Below are 18,723 nucleotides of genomic sequence, written 5' to 3'. Positions count from 1 at the left end.
TTCGTTCCCCTTATTCTTAAAATTTTATTTTACAAAACAGTAATAATCATATGGAGCCAATTCTTTACCATTCCAATTTTCTTGGCTGCCTAGAATCTGATTCCAATTTGAGTCATCAAAAAATGTTTGATCTAACTCAATTCGATTGTCTGTTAAGTTACAAATAATAAATGCTTCTTGATCTTTGTATTCTCTGTAATAACTGATTGTATCATCATGACTCTCTACAAAGGTGACAGTTCCTTTAGTAAAAAGTGGTGTTTTTTTCAAACTTAATAACTCTTGATAAAATGCTAACACTGATGAATCGTCAGCACTTTCTGTCTCAACTGAAAATTCAGTTTCAACATTAACACCCATCCATGGTGTCGTCGTAGAAAATCCTCCGTTTTCTTGACCATTCCACTGCATTGAACCACGACTTGCTTCTTTATTAATGTTCGTCAGTCTTTCTAACGCCTCTTCCCGAGAGATGCCATTTTCTAACAACTGAACATAATACCCCATTGCTTTTGGTTCACTGAATGTTTCAATATTATCAATTCTTAAATTCTTCATGCCAATCTCTTCTCCATAAAGAATGACTGGTATTCCACGTAACAAATACATTGCACAAGCAAGTGATTTACTACTTTCTTTTCGATAAGTTGTATCGTTTCCAAAACGAGAAACAACACGTGGCATATCGTGGTTGTTCCAATATAATGAAGGCAATTCATCTTCATCTAAGGTTGTTTGCCAATCAATCATCTTATGTTTAAACACCCTAAAATCTAACTGACGATGAAGCAATTCTTCTGGTACGAGTTCATTTACCTCAACTCTTCTTTCAGGAAAATGATCAAATGAGATAACTGTCTGACAAAGGTCATCACCAATATAAGTTTTTGCTAATTCTGGTGTAGCTGACGCTGCCTCACCAATGACTAATAAATCCGGTTTCACTTTTTTCAGTTCTGAAATAAACTCAGATAAATATGTCACAACTTCTGGTAAGTTTGCGTAATATGGTTCAGCTAAGGAAATCTCACCTTCTGGAATATTCGCAACATTTAATGAAAAATCAGCTTTGGCCATATGAATAAAGGCATCCAATCTAAAACCGTCAATTCCCTTGTCTAACCAAAATAATGCGATATCTAACATTGCTCTTCGCACTTCACGATTTTTCCAATTCAAGTCAGGCATTTCCTTATCAAATAAATGGAAATAATACTCTTCGTATTTTGGATCTTTTTCCCAAACAGATCCTCCAAAAAATGATCCCCAGTTATTCGGTGCACTCCCATCCTCTTTAGCTGGTTCAAAAAGATAATAATCACGGTAAAGATTATCAGGTCCTTTAATTGCCTCTTTAAACCATGGATGTTGGCTTGATGTATGATTTAGCACGAGATCAAATAAAATTTTAATATTGCGTTTATGTGCTTCTTCAATCAATTCTTCTACATCATCCAATGAACCAAAGATTGGATCAATTGCATAGTAATTCGAAACATCGTAACCGTTATCAATTTGTGGTGATATAAAAATCGGGTTTAACCAAAGCGTATTAACACCAATTGATTGAATATAATCTAGTGAATCAATAATGCCACGAATGTCACCAATACCATCATGATTAGTATCTTTAAAGCTTTTTGGATAGATTTGATAGACAACCGAATTATCCCACCATAAATCCTGCATATATTTTCCTCCTTTTCATTCCTACTTCACTCATAGTTTAGGTAATGTATGCGCATATAACAACTGAAATATCTTTGTTAGCGATAACATAATCAAATTGTCTGTCTAACTAAAAAAAAACAACCAAGATCTAGTGTCTAACACTCTATCTTGGTTGTATTTGGATATCTTTGCTATTCTTTACTTTTAGTACTTTCTCTAATCACTAACTCAGGTTCAAAAAGTTGATTACCTTGCGGTGCACCTTGCTGTTTAATTTTGTTTAACAGCATTCTTGCACACGCGCGTCCCATCTCAATGACATGCTGTTTTACAGTTGTTAATCTTGGATAAGCAATTTGGTCTAAAAAGACACCGTCAAATCCAACGACACCGTATTCAGTTGGGATTTTCCCTTCCAATTCATGGATGCCTCGTTGAACGCCGATTGCAAGACGATCACTGCTACAAATAAACGCCGTTCTTTTCTTAAAATTATGTAATTCACGTACAATATATTCATAAGAATATCGCGAACGATTCTTGAAACGATAGATTTCAGGAACACGTTGTTCCTTTTGCATTGTATTAATGTAACCTGCTTCTCTCGAATACTCAAAAGGTTCTTTAACATCGATGCCAATAAAAACAATTTGTTCGTAACCCATCGCTAAAGCGTGCTCAGTTGCTAACTCTGTGCCAAGAGAATTATCAGTATCAACAAAATCATAACCATAACGATTCTCACCAAATAAGACAAAAGGTTTTTCCAATCGATCTATCCATTCATAATCTTCTTCACGCATGCCAGTAATAATATAACCATCACTCTGGCCAACATCAAAACTATTTTCCGTCACTAATTGTAACGAATATTGGTGCTGATCCAATTCTTTCGAAATTCCCATCAAAAGATTCATATAATAGGGCTCAGTTGTATCAATTTCTTCTAAAATGAAGAATTTAATGACTTGAGTTCGATTATTTGCCAACGCTTTTGCTGCGACATTTGGTTTGTAGTTTAAATCCTTCATTGCCTTAAAAACTAGTTCTTTTAGCTCATCCGTTACTTTTTCTGGATGATTGATGACTCGTGAAACTGTCATTTTTGATACATTTGCTTTTTTAGCAACATCTGATAAAGTTGGCATTCATTACCCTCCAAAAAAATATTCACTTATGCTTCATATTATACTTAATTTTTTTTCTTTTGCTAGTCTTTGCCTATCAAACATGAATTTTGTTACATTGTAACATCGATAAATATTTTATTTCTAATTGAATCAATCATTTGTTGCATAAAAATACGCTCTCCCTTATATGGGATAATCACAATTAAGTTCTCGGCTTCATCAAGTTTTTCAAGTGCAGAAACAGGATTAAGTTCTTTAATCCAAATTTTAGTTGCCTCAATCATCTTGTTTTCAGCAGATTTTTCTCGCATATAATTTTCTAACTGTTTATCTTGATTCAACATATCCAAACGCTCTGACTGCTCTCTTAGAAGTGTAGCCAAAAACAAATAATATTTTTTATAATTCAAATAATACGGAAGAATTAGGAGTTGCTTTCGGTCCCATTCTTGATTCATTAGTCCCAGAGCTTGTTCGTATTTTTCTTCTTGAAATAAACGCGATATTAACAGAAAAAATTGGAATTGAGTAAGATAATTTTCATTCAATGCTTCGATTTCAACATCAAAAAAAGTAGCTGGGAAATCAGTGAATGTTTTCCCTTCCGCAAGTAAACTCACGCTATTTAATTGATTTGTTAAGTAATCTTTATTTCTTTGATTTTGACCGAGTAACTTCAAAGTCATCCCATCGTTAAACCCATGAGGAATTCCTTGCGTCAAGATCATTAAAATACCTACCATGAAAAATGCAAAGATAAAAACAGGAAACTGATTAATCAGTAGTAATGATAGAATACTAAGAATAAAATTCATTAGTATTCCACCTAAAAGGTAAAATGTAAATGACACATGACTACTTTCCGGAATTGTCATAATACATTGACCTAATGTACCAGAAACACGATGCTCTTTAACCTTAATTTTGCTATCTTCTTTAATTAACGTCCATTTGAAAATTCGAAAGCTATAAAAATCAAGACCTGATATTTTCCCAAAAACTAAATGACCTAGTTCATGAATAAAAAGGTGCAGGATAAAAGCAATCGGAAAACTAAGTAAGAATAACAGTAAATCAGACATACCTAAGCTCGTTAAAACTTCCGATTTACCGAAAATATAACCCATTAGTAGACTTGCTATGATTAATAAAATAAATGTTAATATTGATTTTAATTTAATACGCACAATTGTTTCCCCCTAAAAAAAAGACCTATTTTCATAATAACAAAATTGTTATCTTAAAAATAGGTCTATCGTCCTTAAATAACTAAAGACGTTTCATTTTTTATAATTGTGTTTACATCTTCAATAAAAGTATCACTTCCATAAAAATCACGGTCGACAAGCTCAGGATAAATTGTTTTAAAGAAATATTGAACGCTTACTAAATGTTCAAAAGAACCTATTGTTCGAATTGATTCAATAAACATCTCTTTATACACAGGTTCAGGATTGTTCTTAACAATTTCCTCAAATGATTCGTACAGCAAATCAACTTTATCTGCTACTGCTAGGATTTGGCCTTCAATAGATTCATCCTTACCTTCTTGTAAACGACGTTCATAAATTGTTTGAAATTCTGACGGAATCTCTTGTGAGATAAATTCTGCCGTCATTTTTTCTTCAACTGTTTGTAACATACCTCTTAATTCTTTATTTGCATACTTAACAGGTGTTTTAATGTCACCAATGAAACGTTCAGTATAATCGTGATTCAACGCTTTTTCATAAAGACTTTTCCAATTAATGTCCTGAGAACCATGCATGACTTCAATATCAGCCAACACTTGTGCAATTGACGCAACACGATACGAATGAGCAGCTACTGTATGTTCAGTATACTTAAAGAATCCTGGTGCTCTAGTAATTTTTTCTAAGTTGCTTAATCCAAGAATAAATTCATTTAATCCCATAAAAATCCCTCCTAAGTTTTTCTAAACATCATACCACACTATCAAAATCTGTCAAAGAAAAGAATAATCAATCATCCACATTCGACACCATAAAAACATTTTAAAATACTCTATATTTGAACGACGTTTCTGTTACAATAGAATAAATTGGACATTCCCCAATTGAATAACTGTATATTTTTATTATTTTTGTAAAATATTACATATAAAAGATTACCTATCCAACATTTTTTGCTATAATAGATACATTAGCATAACAGAAAAGAGGAAACATAATGAAATATGCGTTGTTTGGAGTGTTGTTTTTCCCACTTGGCCTTTCAATTTTTTTAATTATTTTTTCAATTTCAAAAAGTAATTACGAGATCTTGGCGTTTAGTTCTAGCTTATTCTTAATTGTTATTGCTTTAGAGGTATTATTATTTGAAAGTTTATATACGCCAAAAACAAAGCCAATTAAAAAAGAAGTAAAAGAAATTGAAAAAAATAGACCTAGTCGTCCAAAAGCAAGAAAAAAAACAGTTGTAGAAAATTCAAGTGTTCGTTCTTTAGAGTCTACTCGTTTTTTCCCATCTGAAACACTACCTGAATTATTGCACGACGAGTTCCCAGAACCACCACTACCTTTATTTGATATTTTTAATACTTACGTTATCGGTAGTAAAGAAGAGCGACGAAATCAGTATCTAGAACAGTACATCGATCATTTAAAACAAGACGACTATTTCCTTTTTGCATTCGACGGTATGAACGATGAGGAAATTTGTCATCAATTGAATTATGTTGAAAAGATTTGGAAACTATCAGATGAACTACTTCCTTGGGCAACAGTGAAAAAAGAAAATGTTAACAATCCAGAATCAAATATCTTATCTGTGTATATTGGTGATAATGAGAAAGATAATTTTAAAGTTGGATATGTCCCAAGAGAACATTGTGAAGAGTTGAATCAAATGTTAGAAACATTTGATATTTCAGATGTTGAAGCTACCGTTTCTGGCGGAACATATCGAACATTAAATGATGACGGCAAGATGATTCAAAGAAGAAGCCCTTATCATTTAGAACTTACTATTCGACTTAAGAGAAAAAATTAAAAAGCAGCACAATTATTGATCATCACTATTGATCGTTATAATTGTGGTGCTTTTATTATACTTTAAAACAATACTCCAAATGATCATTCACAACTCCTGTTGCTTGTAAAAAAGCATACACTGTCGTCGTTCCTAAAAATTTAAAACCGTGTTTTTTTAAATCTTTGCTTATTTTATCAGATAACTCTGTCGACGCTGGCACCTCTTGAATTGTTGCCCAGTGGTTAACTTGTGGTTGCCCCTCGACGTATTGCCATAGATACTGATTGAAACTGCCGAATTCATCTTGTATTTTAAGATATGCTTTTGCATTATTAATTGTTGCTTTAATTTTTAAAGAATGTCTTATTACTCCAGGGTCTGCGAGTAAATTTTCAATTTTTTGCTCGTCATAATTAGCAATAAGTTGGTAATCAAAATTATCATACGCTATTCTAAGTGTTTCTCTCTTTTTTAGAATTGTTGTCCAACTTAATCCCGCCTGCATGCTTTCTAAGACTAACATTTCAAACAGTTGTTGTTCATCATGAACAGGAATCCCCCACTCTTCATCATGATAAATCTTTTCAAGTTCATTCGTCTCTGCCCAATCACATCTCTTAATCATTTGATTCTCTCCTTAAAAAATGATAAAAAAAGAGACGACCTAGTGATCGCCTCAAAACACAACAAAAGCGCAAGTGACCATATCAAAATGGAAAAATAACACTCCGCAACCAAAATAACACAACCGTAGATTGACTTAATTAACAATCCCGAAATCAATTCTATAATACCTTTAATTCATTCATTTGTCAATGATTTGGTATTGAAACCATTCCAAAAGACTTCGCATCATTTAACTGTCCATCATATAATTGCTGTTCTAAAATATCCGAAATATTAATAGCATGATTTTTTAAACCGACTCTTTTCCGAGCAAAACCATTTGGAACAAAATCAGCTAGCTGCAAGCCATAATTATTTTCTTTTTTAGTGATAAATTCGATACCCGTTAGACGACTCTGAATATCTGTAGCCGGAATCATTGATGTTCCCATAGCCATAACAAAATAATACTTTGTTTGAACAAGTACATCACTTGAAGTATCACTAAAAGAATCCGAACTACGTGCCTCTAAAATAATCTTACCTTTAGCATTATTAACAAGCAAAAACTGAGTAAAATTCTCCATCAATAATTCAATTGCAGAACGATAACCATCAATTTTTTGCGAGGTTTTATACTTTGTTTTTATTTCTTCAGTATCGATACAAACCCCCATCACCTTTAAATCATTTTCTTCAAAAATATTTCCTAAACGTTTATACAACTCACGACAGTTCCCATTACTACGATAATACATAAACTCTTTAACTTTTGGGTCTTTCGTTCGTCTATTATTTACTTCTCGAATTTCTTGTTCATGAAATGGAATATCGACATTTTTTAAGTGATCTTTTTTGATTTGATTGATCTCTGTTTTAATTTTAAACGTTAAATTATCTGGGATAATGACACCAGCTACACAAAGCACATTATCTTTCGTCTTTGCATTATAAGCATTACTTTCATCAAGATATAATGTATATTTTTTCATTTTATTCTCCTATCACTGTCTCCACTATATTTTAATGAATTTTTACCAATTTAGCAATTTAATCGAAAGGTTGATTCATCTAAAAAATATCTTATTTTCACTACTTATTTTTTGACGAGTCCTTTTTTTATCAAAAAAGAAAATAAAAAAGATACAATGGCCAATAAAAACACACCCCAAAACTAATCTCATCCAAGTATTAGGAACTGCTATAAATGGAATTGCTAACAAGACAAATAAAATTAGTAATATCTGAATCCGTTGCCTTACCGTCATTTTTCTTTTTACCAGCCATTCAGTTACATATTGTTGATACCACTTATTTGAAAGTAAAAATTGATAGGCTTGATCACTACTTCTTACCCAAAAGAAACCACTAGCTAAGTAAAAAGGAACCGTTGGCAAGATTGGTAAAAAAATACCAATTGTTCCTAAGATAAATGTAACCCCACCGAAAATAAAATAAATAAATTTTTTCATGCTCAACCCCCTCTGTTTCAGTTCATATACTAGTTTAAATGAAAAAAATTCTCATTGCAAATCACGTTAAATTATTAAATAATAGATTTTTCGCTTGCAATATTAAAAAAATGACCTTATACTAACACTATCAAATTTTCGAGGAGGAACAATCTATTGAACAACTAAGTCGTTTATATACCTTGCACTTTTTAATAATTCATTTATCAAAAAAGATGCAACCTTTATAAAATGGCTTATGACAGTAGGTAATGTGACTCAATCAATTTTATGTTTATTTAATTTTGACACAATACTGCAATTTTAGGCCATTACTGTAAAGGTAGTGGTCTTTTTAATTACTGGAGGAATCACTCATGTCAAAAATTGAAATTAAAAACTTATGCTTTGGATTTAGCCAATTGCAAGAAAATCTATTTGAAAATGTATCATTACATATTGATGATCAATGGAAACTTGGATTAGTTGGTCGTAACGGACGTGGAAAAACCACCTTTTTCAACTTATTATTAAATGAATTTGACTATACTGGATCAATCATACACCAAAAACAATTCGCATACTTTCCTGCAAAAATTTCGAATCCTGATAATTTAGCAATCTACTGTATTGACGAAATAGAAGAATTTGAACAATGGGAAATTGAAAAAGAATGTCAATTACTTTCACTGGATCCTGAAGTTTTATGGCGCCCATTCTCGTCCCTTTCTGGTGGAGAACAAACAAAACTATTATTAGCGCTAGTTTTCCTTAAAACCGATGCCTTTCCTTTAATTGATGAACCAACTAATCATTTAGATATCACTAGTCGACAACATATTGCAAATTATTTAAAACAAAAAAAAGAAGGATTCATCGTCATTAGTCACGATCGACAATTCTTAAATGAAGTCACTGACCATACGTTAGCAATTGAACGCGAGCAGGTTAATTTATATCAAGGAAAATACGAAATCTATGAAGAACAAAAAGAGCTTCAGGATCGTTTGGAACAAAAACAAGACCAAAAATTAAAAAAGGAAATTACAAGACTAAGTCAAACCGCCAAAGAAAAACAAGATTGGGGAAACTTACGAGAAGAAAATGCTCACGGCCGTAATATTTCAGCTCGTTTAATGAAACGCTCAAAAGCAATTTCACAACGACAAGAAAAACACGCTGAAGAAAAAAAGGCACTTTTAAATAATCAAGAAAGTACGACACCAATAGGGATGAACCCCATCTTTAATCATAAAAACCCAATTTTAAAAGTTGAAGATTTCAGTTTAGGTTTCACAGAAGGAAACTATCTATTTGAGCCAATAAGTTTTGAACTGCAACAAGGTGAACGGGTTTGTTTAACCAGTGCAAACGGCATTGGAAAATCTACATTTTTTGACTATCTCTTAAATCCAGAAAAATATTTTACAACTGGAACTATGACATTAGCAAATAATACGATACTTGATTTATTAACACAAAATTTCCAAATTCATACTGGTTTTTTAAAAGATTTTGCTGTTGAGAAAAAAATCGACTATACAAATTTATTAACTGCTCTAAAAAAGCTAGGCATTGAAAGGCAAAGTTTTGAAACACCCATTGAACAATTGAGTTTGGGGCAACAAAAAAAAGTCGAACTCTCTCGTTCAATGCTAACAGCTGCAGAATTATACCTTTGGGATGAACCACTCAATTATCTAGATATCTTCAATCAAGAACAAATCATGCAAAGTATCGAAACCTATAATCCAACCTTGCTTTTTATCGAACACGACCAATACTTCTCAGAAAAAATCGCCACCAAAACAGTAGCACTAAAAAAGGTGGTGCTAGGCGGCTTGAGATGAACAATAAGATAAGCGGGCGAAACTGACGGGTTTTGTCAGATTCGAGCGATTAGCTTATTGCTGAATCTCAGTCTACGGAACCCGTCTATCAAGGTGGTGCTTTGAGCGGTTTGGGCTGAGCATTATCAAAAATATCAACTTATACAAAATACAAGCCCGATTTATCGATAATAATTCGATAAATTGGGCTTGTTTTAATAATAATAGGATTGAAATATTAGTTTAAGTTTCCTAATGTCTTAGTCTAATTCAACGTTATGGAAAATATGTTGAACGTCATCCAATTCATCTAAAACATCAATTAATTTTTCAAATTGAGCTAGATCATCACCAGTCAATGTGATTTCGCTTTGCGGTAACATTTGAATTTCAGCTACAGAGAATTCTGTAATTCCTTTAGACTTCAATGCTTCTTGAATATTGTGAAATTCAGTTGATTCACCATAGACAATGATTTGACCTTCTTCTTCAACAACATCTCGCACATCAATATCTTCTTCCATTAAATATTCAAGATATGCGTCTGCGTCTTCACCAGCAAAGCCAAAGATTGCAGTGTTATCAAATAAATAAGATACTGCGCCAGAAACACCCATGTTTCCGCCGTTTTTTCCATATGCAGCCCGAACATCTGATGCTGTACGGTTCACGTTGTTTGTTAAAGTATCAACGATAATCATTGACCCATTTGGTCCAAAACCTTCATATCTATTTTCAGTATAAGTTTCATCGCCAGAACCTTTTGCTTTATCAATTGCACGGTCGATAATATGTTTCGGCACGTTATATGTTTTAGCACGTTCAATTACGAAACGAAGTTTTTGATTTGAGTGCGGGTCAGGCTCACCTGATTTTGCTGCTGCATAAATTTCAATTCCGAATTTCGCATAAATACGGCTGTTGTTTGCGTCTTTCGCTGTTTTTTTAGCGACAATATTTGCCCATTTACGTCCCATAGTCTCACTTCACTTTCAATTTTCTTTTTATCATTAAAATATCCTGCTTAATTATACTCGTCAAACACAAGAATGTGAAGAATTATTTTTAACTTTGCTCAATAATAAGCAATTAACTAAAAAAACATAGTAAATAATCTTTTTACTCGATTTCCTTCTCATAACTTGCGATAAATAAATCATAAAATGTTTGCATTGCAACTGTCATTTGCTTATTTTGATGCTTAATCAATTGTACTTTGATCGTAGAAGCAGGTACTTCATAATCTATCCAATCAATTCCTTCCATATTTTGACTAATCGTTACCAAAAATTTGGGTAGAAATGAAAAACCAAAGCCCCGGTCTAATAAGTTTAGAATTGTTTCAGGATTAGAAATTTCTAATTGAGGAATGATTGTTAAGTTTTGCGATGCTAAAAGAAGTTCTAATTCTTTCCGATAACTCGCACCACCTTGAGTTAAAATAAATGGCTTAGAAATAATTTCGGATAACGTTGGCTCCTCGGAGAGTTGACTAATCCAAGATTTTGACCCAATAAAAATACTTTCCTCTTCTTTTTCAAAAAGTTTTATCCATTCTTGACCATAAATTGGATAATCAAGTGTCAATAATAAATCAATTTCATGATTTTTTAATTGTTTCTCTAATTGAGGGGTTGTTCCATTTGAAATGATAGTCTTAATCTTTGGATACCGCTGATGTAGTTCCAATAAAATTGGTGGCAAAATGACAGTTGACAATGACTCCACAGTCCCAATTCTTAAAGTACCAGATGGGCTTTCAGGTTCCTTAATTTTTAACTTTGCTTGTTCAACCGAATTGACAATCATTAACGCATCATTCAAAAAAACATGTCCTGATTCTGATAGATGTACCTTTCTTCCAATTCGATCAAATAAACTCACACCTAATTCTTTTTCCAATAATTGGATATGAATAGTAACTGCTGATTGCGAATAACCCAATTCTTCAGCGGCATTAGAAAAACTTAAAAGTTGTGCGACTTTAATAAATGTTTTTATCTGATTTAATTCCATTTGATACCACTTTACTCCTTTATTAAAAATATTAATACATTCAATGAAAATGTTGAATTTTTTTAATCTCAAATCCATGCTACAATATGTGATAGAAAATTTCAATTATATATTAGGGGGAACATCATGGAAATTAAGGATTATATGACACAGTTTATTGAAGATTATTATCGTGAGGATCACAATTATGAAGAAATGCCTGCCATCCAATTGGTAGAGCAAAATACATTTGTGGAACTTTCAAATCTTGATTTTCCGGAAGAAGGAAAACCAGTTGAAGAGATGATTGATGTGTTAAGACACAAAGTATATCCAAACAGAAGTGTCGGGGAACACCCTCGCAATTTCGCATTTATTCCAGCACCAATTGAAGAAGTCTCAAAATTAGGTGATTTAGTCAATTTATTTTACAATCCAAATGCATGTGGTTGGTATCCAAGTTCTGGAACTGCAAGTATTGAACATGCTCTAATTAATTGGCTTTGTGAACAAGCAGGATATTCTGAAGAATCTAGTGGAATCTTTGTTTCTGGCGGTTCAAGTGCCAACTTAACTGCTGCCATCGCCGCACGCGATAGTAAATTAAAAGCAGATGATATTAATAAAGGAATTGCCTATATATCAAATCAAGCACATCACAGTGTGAATAAGGCACTCCATGTTATCGGTATTCCAGAAGAACGCATCCGTCGCTTAAAAACAGATGAAAACTTAAAAATAATTCCCGAAGACTTAACTACACAAGTCAACAAAGATCTTGCTAACGGTTTAAAACCATTCCTAATTATCGGAACTGCTGGTACTACAAATGCTGGTGTAATTGATCCACTAAAAGAACTTGCAGAGTTAGCTGAAGAATATAATCTTTGGCTACATATTGATGGTGCGTTCGGAGCGTCACTCCTACTTTCTAATGAAAATCGCCATTTAGTTGATGGCTTAGAATTGGCAGATAGTATTACTTGGGATGCTCATAAATGGTTATTCCAAACTTATTCTTGTGCCATGCTACTTGTAAAAAATCGTTCATCCTTGTTACATAGTTTTAGCGACCAACCAGAATATTTAGATGACGCACATCAAGCTGATCGTACTGATTTTTGGGATTTAGGAATCGAACTTTCGCGCCCAGCCCGTGGTGTAAAACTTTGGTTAACGATACAAACATTAGGAACTAAAAAAATTGGCGAACAAATTGATTATGGAATTGAACTTGCTGAATATACTGAGGTACAAGTGAAAAAAGCAAACCATTGGCAAATTGTTACCCCAGCTCAAACAGCAATAATTAACTTTAGATATTTTGATGACAAACATACTGAAGAAGAATTAAATGCGATCAATACCATGCTTTCTGAAAAAATGACTAGCACTGGCTATGCACAAGTACTCACAACAAAATTAAATGGTGTTACTGTTTTAAGAATGTGTACGCTCTCACCATTAACTAAACACCAAGACATTGAAAAAACAATTAATGATTTAAATCAAATTGTTTTAGATCAAGTTAAATAGTATACGGATTGGATAAGTTGCCTTATGATAATAAGAGCAACTTATTTTTTTAGGAGGATTTGATTATGCCTGATTTTAGAACAACAATTGGAGATACTTCTGTCGATATTCGTGCCTGTGGGATTTTAAAATATCATAACAAGTATTATGTTTCTATTGAAGAGGATGGTACTCAAACCTTAACCGGAGGAGCAATAAAAACCAATGAAACTTCGGCTGATGCAGTGATTCGTGAATTCCGTGAAGAAACTAATTTGAGGGTTAAAATTAATAAATTTATTGGGACTGTTGAAAATATTTTTATGTTTAAAGAAAAACCCTACCATCAAATCATCTTCATTTATTCGGTAGATTTTGATGGTGATTCTCTTATTAACTTTGAAACTGAAGAACAATTGGATTATAAATGGTTAGCGGCTTCTGAACTTAAAGATCTAAAACCTAAAGTTTTAAATGACATTATTTTAAACGAACAAGATTCAATTAGTCATAGTATCTGTAAAGAATAAATTCACATGAAAATAACTGAGGACATCTAAAAACCCTTTAAGCTAGTATTAAAAACTAGGTTAAAGGGTTGAAATATCTTGTCTGTTTTATTTAATATACTTCCTCAGTTTTTAACACCCTAAAAAAGTAATTCATCTGGTTTTCAATTTCGTCTGAAATTAACGGTACACCAATCGTATCAAGTGTTAATCTAATAAAGGATACACGTCGACAAAGTTCAAGTTCTGTTCGATCATTTACTTCACTGCTTAACCAAATCTTTATTAATAATACTGATAATTCCGCTACTTCATTTGGATAATCCGTGTTGATAGAGCCATCTTGAACGCCCTCAATAACTAAATTATTAATAATTGGTTCAAAATAATTAAAATGATAATGAAAGCGGTTGCCTAAAACTTCTGCGCTACCTGAAGTAATTCTCGCCATAAAACAAAAATCCTGACATTCATTATTGCCAAACGAGTTTTTCAAGAGATTCTGAATTTTATCAAACCCGTTCTGCCCTTCAATTTCATACTTCTTCACGTTATCACTATTTTCATTCAAAATTGTTGCTAAAATGTCAGCTTTTGAATCAAAATAATGATAGATGACACCTTTTGTTAATCCACCAAGCTCATCAATAATATCTTGAATTGATGTTTCATCAAAACCCTTTTCTAAAAATAGAGTTCTTGATACATCTAAGATTAATTGCTTTGACTTTTCAGGATTTCTTTTTCGTCCCATTTCGATCCCCTCTCTAACAAATGTTATTTTGTTAGTTAATAAAAATCTAAAATTCTCAATAAAAAGAATTTTATATCTTTACTTATATCAGAAAAAGTGTTTGTTTACAATAGAACAAACCGTATAAATGGTCTATTTATATAAAAACGTCCAATAAATAAATAGTGTTACGAAACACTAGCAAAATTATGCTAATAGTTTATTTAATAACGATTTTAAATAAAGATATCCTTTTATAAACAAAAGTTATTATTCAGACTAAATAAAAAAATGGACAAGACCAATTTTTTAATGATAAAAACTTAGCGTTTTATAATCACTAAATTTATCATTTATAATTAGACTTAATCCAAGACTCATCGTTCTATTAAAATATCATCTCTTTTGAACATCCTAATAGAAATATACACCCACACTCAAATAAAATCAAGAAAACTTTCACAAACTTACCTAATGTTAAATTATATCTATCATACTCATTTTGATCCCGTTTTCTTTTGTATTAACGACATCGTTTCAGTAATCATTTCTAATTCATCAATCGAAAAATCACAAAACATCTCGTAAATATTTTTATCACTCTCTTTGTTAATTTTTGCTAATTCTTCGGCTCCTTTTTTGGTTAGTGCCAGTAACCCTCTTCTTTGGTCTTGTGGATCATTTTTTCTTACAACCAATTCGAGTTCGATTAATTTTTTTATGATACGACTTAAATATCCCCTATCAATTCTCAATCTTGTCGCAATCTCACTAGCAACACAGTTTTCTTTTGCATCAATTTCAAATAAAATTCGAGCTTCAAGTAAACTATATGAAGAATTTTTAAGTGATGTATTTAAGAGTCCAAGTATTAGAACATACTGACGATTAAATTCACGTATTGCTTGAATAATTTGTTGGTTCATTTTCCTACTCCTAGTTAGTTGACAAAATCAATTATTTAGATTAAATTAAACTTATACTAATTAGTTGCTTATGTCAACTATTAAGGAGGATACCATGCGAATAAGAAAAATCGAACCTCATGATAACCCTGAGGTTGCAAAAATTATTAGAACTAGTCTTGAAGAGTTAGGCTTTAATCAACCTGGCACAGCATATTTTGATCCTCAATTGGATTATTTATTTGAATATTACCAAAACAGAAAACATAGTCAATATTGGGTAATGCTAAAAGGCAAAGAAATCATCGGCGGGATTGGAATTGATACACTAAACGATGTTCCGGAAACATGCGAACTTCAAAAATTATATCTCAAAAAAGAGTTTCAAGGACAAGGTTTGTCAAAAAAATTGATGACCTACGCCCTCTCCTACGCAAAAGAATATTATTTAAGCTGTTATCTTGAAACACACACTGAACTTGAAGCCGCCCATAAATTATATGAACAGTTTGGATTCAAGCAGTTGGAGCAACCATTAGTTGATACTTCGCATGGCTCAATGAATCTTTGGATGGTTAAACGACTTGACCGATTTTAAGCAAAAAAATTGAATTTCAAATTTTGTCAGTTGACAAATCAAATTTATCTGTGTACTATAATTTCAACATCTAAAAGAGGAGGAAAAACAATGAATATCCAAAATCAAGTAAAAAATATTGCCTTTAATAACTATTATTATGCTTTTTATAGATAGTGTTTGCATTTTAAAATAGATGCAAACCGGGAACGTGTTTGTATCTATGGAGAGCAATTTTTACAATGCCTACATAGATGACTAAATCTAATGTAGGTAATGATTATGGATAGATATATTGTTTTTCTTTCTTTCACATTGATACGACGACATTAGGTTTAGTAAATCTATTGTCGTCGTTTTTTTATATAATTTTTTATGAGGTGAATAAAATGGAAAAGTTAAAGCAGTCAAAATTTAAATCAATACTCATCAGTTTAAGTATCATTTTTTGTACGTTAGCCATCTTGTTAAGCCAACAAACAATTCAAGTTGAAGCTAAAGAGACTATTGTTGTTGGAACATCTGGTCAAACTAAACCTTTGAATTACTTCGATGGTCAGAATAAATTAACCGGTTTTGAAATTGAACTATTAAATAAAATTGAACAAGATCTTGGTGATATAGAATTCAAATATGAAATCACCGAGTTTGCATCCCTCTTTGCTGGTCTCGATTCAAATAAATTTGACCTTGTTGCAAATAATCTTGGCGAGGCAAAAGAACGCCGAGAAAAATATCTCTTTTCAAAATATCCATATGTGATGACTCATAATGTGTTAATCACAAAACAAGGTCATAAAAAAGATTTGACGCTTGCAGATTTAAAAGAAAAAACGTTTGGTGTAGTGCCCTCTTCTCCACAATCACAATTTTTAGAAGCATGGAACAAAGATCATCCTAATGAAAAAGTTGTCATTAAATACGTCGATTCAGATCCATCACAAATTATTAGAGATGTCCATTCAGGCAAATTTGACGCGACGATTTATGCTACTACATACTTAAACGATGTGCAAAAAACTTTTGGAATTGAATTACAATCACACCCAATTCAAGATGAGGAAGCGATTCGACCTCCTGGTTCATATTTCATTTTCGCTAAAGATAATTTAGCTTTGCGAGATCGGTTAGATCGACAAATTGAAAAATATCGCCAAGATGGCTCCTTAAAAACGTTGAGTATTGAATTTTTAGGTGAAGATAATACAAAATTAACACCAGAAATAATTAAACAAAATGATTTCGTTGATCAAAAATTACGTGGGACAGAAAAAGAAACAAAAACAAAGTCACAAAATAGTAAAGATGGTAAACTTTTTGCTCCTGAAATTATTCCTGGAATTATTAAGGACTTATTAAAAAAATTACCCATTACAATTATTATCACTGTTATTTCAGCTATTATTGGTCTTATATTAGGCTTCTTAATTTCACTAGCCAAAATCAAAAAAATTCCGGTGCTATCTCAAATATTAACACTCTTTGTTTCATTCATGCGCGGCACACCGCAATTGATCCAATTATTTCTAGCTTTCTACGGTTTACCACTAGTCATGGAAAGCATTAGTCAACATTTTACCCTAGCAATTAATGTAAATAATATTCCGGCAATCTTGTATGTTTTTATTGCTCTTGGTTTAAACGAAGCTGCTTATACTTCAGAAACATTCCGAGCTGCTATATTATCTGTCGATAAGAAAGAAATTGAAGCTGCTCGCTCAATTGGTATGACGGGTGGACAAATCATGCGTAGAATTATTCTTCCATCGGCACTTCTTGTCGCTACACCAAGTTTAGGAAATAGTATTATTAGTTTGCTAAAAGGGACATCACTGGCCTTCACGGTTACTGTCATCGAAATTATGGGACAAGCCCGAATTATTGGTGGGGCAAATTTACGTTTCTTTGAAGCTTATATAGCTGTTGCCTTAATTTACTGGGTTATTTGTATCGCTATTGAACATCTAGTAAATCGGTTAGAAAAAAAATTAAGTAAAGGTTTAACTTTAGACCACCACAAATAAAGGAGCAAAACGATGTTAAAAATTACAAACTGGTCAAAATCATATAAAGATAATCAAGTACTACAAAATATCAATTTTGAAATAAAAACTGGTGATGTCCTTTCAATCATTGGCTCAAGTGGTTCGGGAAAGTCGACTTTACTTAGATCGATTAATTTTCTTGAACCTGCTGATAAAGGAATTATTCAATTTGATAATGAAGAATTCGATGTTGAAACAATCACAAAAAAAGATATTCTATCCATTCGAAAAAAAACAGCCATGGTCTTTCAAAATTATGCTCTTTTCTCACGGAAAACAGCATTAGAAAATGTCACTGAAGCCTTAACTCAAGTCCAAAAAATGAGTAATTCTGAGGCAAAACGACAGGCTGAAAAATTCTTAAAGCTTGTGGGCATGGAAGAAAGAATGGACTACTACCCTTCTCAATTATCTGGTGGACAACAACAACGTGTCGGTATTGCTCGCGCGCTTGCAATTGAACCTGATGTAATTCTCTTTGATGAACCTACTTCAGCGCTCGATCCGGAAATGGTTTCTGGAATTTTAGATTTAATTCAACAAATTGCTCACCAAAAAACAACACTTATTCTCGTCACTCATGAGATGAAATTTGCCAAACAAGTCTCAGATCAAGTTCTCTTTATTGATCAAGGTACTATTTTGGAATCCGGCTCAGCTGACGAAATTTTTAATCATCCCAAACACGAAAGAACAAAACAATTTATAAACGTATTTAACTAGAACATCTGTTTTCAATCTTATCACAGGGCGTTTTTAACGT

Annotated in this window: 18 protein-coding genes; 7 read left to right on the top strand and 11 right to left on the bottom strand. The window is 32.4% G+C overall.

The window, feature by feature from the left end:
• Positions 1–24: 24 nt before the first annotated feature.
• The 4 genes from ESZ54_RS10690 to ESZ54_RS10675 form a co-directional block, all read right to left on the bottom strand.
• Positions 25–1,689 carry a glycoside hydrolase family 13 protein gene (locus ESZ54_RS10690; protein WP_136137648.1) on the bottom strand — a complete coding sequence of 555 codons (1,665 nt, stop codon included), beginning with the start codon at positions 1,687–1,689 and terminating at the stop codon, positions 25–27.
• 173 nt (positions 1,690–1,862) lie between these two features.
• Positions 1,863–2,819 carry a LacI family DNA-binding transcriptional regulator gene (locus tag ESZ54_RS10685; RefSeq protein WP_136137647.1) on the bottom strand — a complete coding sequence of 319 codons (957 nt, stop codon included), beginning with the start codon at positions 2,817–2,819 and terminating at the stop codon, positions 1,863–1,865.
• 92 nt (positions 2,820–2,911) lie between these two features.
• Positions 2,912–3,988: a site-2 protease family protein gene (locus ESZ54_RS10680; RefSeq protein WP_136137646.1), complete on the bottom strand. Its 1,077-nt coding sequence runs from the start codon at positions 3,986–3,988 to the stop codon at positions 2,912–2,914.
• A gap of 74 nt (positions 3,989–4,062) precedes the next feature.
• A complete protein-coding gene (locus ESZ54_RS10675) occupies positions 4,063–4,716 on the bottom strand; it encodes a YfbR-like 5'-deoxynucleotidase (RefSeq protein ID WP_136137645.1) in 654 nt (217 codons plus the stop codon).
• A gap of 275 nt (positions 4,717–4,991) precedes the next feature.
• Between ESZ54_RS10675 and ESZ54_RS10670 the strand changes: the two genes are divergently transcribed.
• Positions 4,992–5,813 carry a DUF6681 family protein gene (locus tag ESZ54_RS10670; RefSeq protein ID WP_136137644.1) on the top strand — a complete coding sequence of 274 codons (822 nt, stop codon included), beginning with the start codon at positions 4,992–4,994 and terminating at the stop codon, positions 5,811–5,813.
• A 55-nt stretch (positions 5,814–5,868) separates the two neighbouring features.
• Here ESZ54_RS10670 and ESZ54_RS10665 read toward each other — a convergent pair whose 3' ends face one another.
• From ESZ54_RS10665 to ESZ54_RS10655, 3 genes are all read right to left on the bottom strand, one after another.
• Positions 5,869–6,417, bottom strand: coding sequence for a DNA-3-methyladenine glycosylase I (locus ESZ54_RS10665; RefSeq protein WP_204249547.1), 549 nt, complete (start codon positions 6,415–6,417; stop codon positions 5,869–5,871).
• Between the two features lie 190 nt (positions 6,418–6,607).
• The gene (locus ESZ54_RS10660) at positions 6,608–7,393 is read right to left on the bottom strand and encodes a DUF3800 domain-containing protein (protein WP_136137642.1); all 786 of its coding nucleotides are present in this window, start codon (positions 7,391–7,393) and stop codon (positions 6,608–6,610) included.
• A gap of 75 nt (positions 7,394–7,468) precedes the next feature.
• Complete coding sequence (locus ESZ54_RS10655; RefSeq protein ID WP_136137641.1) at positions 7,469–7,873, bottom strand: YbaN family protein; 405 nt, start codon at positions 7,871–7,873, stop codon at positions 7,469–7,471.
• A 356-nt stretch (positions 7,874–8,229) separates the two neighbouring features.
• Here ESZ54_RS10655 and abc-f point away from each other — a divergent pair, with 356 nt between their 5' ends.
• Positions 8,230–9,702 (top strand): ribosomal protection-like ABC-F family protein, encoded by a 1,473-nt coding sequence (gene abc-f / locus ESZ54_RS10650; RefSeq protein ID WP_136137640.1) that lies wholly within the window; start codon positions 8,230–8,232, stop codon positions 9,700–9,702.
• A 239-nt stretch (positions 9,703–9,941) separates the two neighbouring features.
• Here the strand turns inward: abc-f and ESZ54_RS10645 are convergent, their stop codons facing one another.
• On the bottom strand, positions 9,942–10,658 hold the full coding sequence (locus tag ESZ54_RS10645) for a YebC/PmpR family DNA-binding transcriptional regulator (RefSeq protein WP_136137639.1): 717 nt from the start codon (positions 10,656–10,658) through the stop codon (positions 9,942–9,944).
• 142 nt (positions 10,659–10,800) lie between these two features.
• A complete protein-coding gene (locus tag ESZ54_RS10640; protein WP_162615171.1) occupies positions 10,801–11,697 on the bottom strand; it encodes a LysR family transcriptional regulator in 897 nt (298 codons plus the stop codon).
• Between the two features lie 126 nt (positions 11,698–11,823).
• On the opposite strand from ESZ54_RS10640, the gene ESZ54_RS10635 reads away from it, so the two are divergent.
• Both ESZ54_RS10635 and ESZ54_RS10630 read left to right on the top strand, forming a co-directional pair.
• Entirely contained in the window at positions 11,824–13,212 is a 1,389-nt protein-coding gene (locus ESZ54_RS10635; RefSeq protein ID WP_136137637.1) for a pyridoxal phosphate-dependent decarboxylase family protein, read from the top strand.
• A gap of 65 nt (positions 13,213–13,277) precedes the next feature.
• Positions 13,278–13,721, top strand: coding sequence for an NUDIX hydrolase (locus ESZ54_RS10630; RefSeq protein WP_136137636.1), 444 nt, complete (start codon positions 13,278–13,280; stop codon positions 13,719–13,721).
• 91 nt (positions 13,722–13,812) lie between these two features.
• On the opposite strand, the gene ESZ54_RS10625 is transcribed toward ESZ54_RS10630, so the two are convergent.
• Positions 13,813–14,454: a TetR/AcrR family transcriptional regulator gene (locus tag ESZ54_RS10625; RefSeq protein ID WP_136137635.1), complete on the bottom strand. Its 642-nt coding sequence runs from the start codon at positions 14,452–14,454 to the stop codon at positions 13,813–13,815.
• Positions 14,455–14,930: 476 nt separating this feature from the next.
• Positions 14,931–15,359: a MarR family winged helix-turn-helix transcriptional regulator gene (locus tag ESZ54_RS10620; protein ID WP_136137634.1), complete on the bottom strand. Its 429-nt coding sequence runs from the start codon at positions 15,357–15,359 to the stop codon at positions 14,931–14,933.
• Between the two features lie 94 nt (positions 15,360–15,453).
• On the opposite strand from ESZ54_RS10620, the gene ESZ54_RS10615 reads away from it, so the two are divergent.
• The 3 genes from ESZ54_RS10615 (at position 15,454) to ESZ54_RS10605 (ending at position 18,683) form a co-directional block, all read left to right on the top strand.
• A complete protein-coding gene (locus ESZ54_RS10615; protein ID WP_136137633.1) occupies positions 15,454–15,936 on the top strand; it encodes a GNAT family N-acetyltransferase in 483 nt (160 codons plus the stop codon).
• 368 nt (positions 15,937–16,304) lie between these two features.
• Positions 16,305–17,939 (top strand): ABC transporter substrate-binding protein/permease, encoded by a 1,635-nt coding sequence (locus ESZ54_RS10610; protein WP_136137632.1) that lies wholly within the window; start codon positions 16,305–16,307, stop codon positions 17,937–17,939.
• 12 nt (positions 17,940–17,951) lie between these two features.
• A complete protein-coding gene (locus ESZ54_RS10605; protein ID WP_136137631.1) occupies positions 17,952–18,683 on the top strand; it encodes an amino acid ABC transporter ATP-binding protein in 732 nt (243 codons plus the stop codon).
• The last annotated feature ends 40 nt before the right edge of the window (positions 18,684–18,723 follow it).

The organism is Vagococcus silagei (assembly GCF_004795745.1).
GTDB classification, from domain to species: domain Bacteria; phylum Bacillota; class Bacilli; order Lactobacillales; family Vagococcaceae; genus Vagococcus; species Vagococcus silagei.
The sequence above is the reverse complement of the archived record's forward strand: the minus strand, read 5'-3'. Positions and strand labels throughout refer to the sequence as shown.

What these genes read in the sequence shown, in the direction of transcription:
- ESZ54_RS10690 (WP_136137648.1), bottom strand. Translation starts at nt 1,689, where the DNA reads ATGCAGGATTTATGGTGGGATAATTCGGTTGTCTATCAAATCTATCCA.
- ESZ54_RS10685 (WP_136137647.1), bottom strand. Translation starts at nt 2,819, where the DNA reads ATGCCAACTTTATCAGATGTTGCTAAAAAAGCAAATGTATCAAAAATG.
- ESZ54_RS10675 (WP_136137645.1), bottom strand. Translation starts at nt 4,716, where the DNA reads ATGGGATTAAATGAATTTATTCTTGGATTAAGCAACTTAGAAAAAATT.
- ESZ54_RS10670 (WP_136137644.1), top strand. Translation starts at nt 4,992, where the DNA reads ATGAAATATGCGTTGTTTGGAGTGTTGTTTTTCCCACTTGGCCTTTCA.
- ESZ54_RS10660 (WP_136137642.1), bottom strand. Translation starts at nt 7,393, where the DNA reads ATGAAAAAATATACATTATATCTTGATGAAAGTAATGCTTATAATGCA.
- ESZ54_RS10655 (WP_136137641.1), bottom strand. Translation starts at nt 7,873, where the DNA reads ATGAAAAAATTTATTTATTTTATTTTCGGTGGGGTTACATTTATCTTA.
- abc-f (WP_136137640.1), top strand. Translation starts at nt 8,230, where the DNA reads ATGTCAAAAATTGAAATTAAAAACTTATGCTTTGGATTTAGCCAATTG.
- ESZ54_RS10645 (WP_136137639.1), bottom strand. Translation starts at nt 10,658, where the DNA reads ATGGGACGTAAATGGGCAAATATTGTCGCTAAAAAAACAGCGAAAGAC.
- ESZ54_RS10640 (WP_162615171.1), bottom strand. Translation starts at nt 11,697, where the DNA reads ATGGAATTAAATCAGATAAAAACATTTATTAAAGTCGCACAACTTTTA.
- ESZ54_RS10635 (WP_136137637.1), top strand. Translation starts at nt 11,824, where the DNA reads ATGGAAATTAAGGATTATATGACACAGTTTATTGAAGATTATTATCGT.
- ESZ54_RS10630 (WP_136137636.1), top strand. Translation starts at nt 13,278, where the DNA reads ATGCCTGATTTTAGAACAACAATTGGAGATACTTCTGTCGATATTCGT.
- ESZ54_RS10625 (WP_136137635.1), bottom strand. Translation starts at nt 14,454, where the DNA reads ATGGGACGAAAAAGAAATCCTGAAAAGTCAAAGCAATTAATCTTAGAT.
- ESZ54_RS10620 (WP_136137634.1), bottom strand. Translation starts at nt 15,359, where the DNA reads ATGAACCAACAAATTATTCAAGCAATACGTGAATTTAATCGTCAGTAT.
- ESZ54_RS10615 (WP_136137633.1), top strand. Translation starts at nt 15,454, where the DNA reads ATGCGAATAAGAAAAATCGAACCTCATGATAACCCTGAGGTTGCAAAA.
- ESZ54_RS10610 (WP_136137632.1), top strand. Translation starts at nt 16,305, where the DNA reads ATGGAAAAGTTAAAGCAGTCAAAATTTAAATCAATACTCATCAGTTTA.
- ESZ54_RS10605 (WP_136137631.1), top strand. Translation starts at nt 17,952, where the DNA reads ATGTTAAAAATTACAAACTGGTCAAAATCATATAAAGATAATCAAGTA.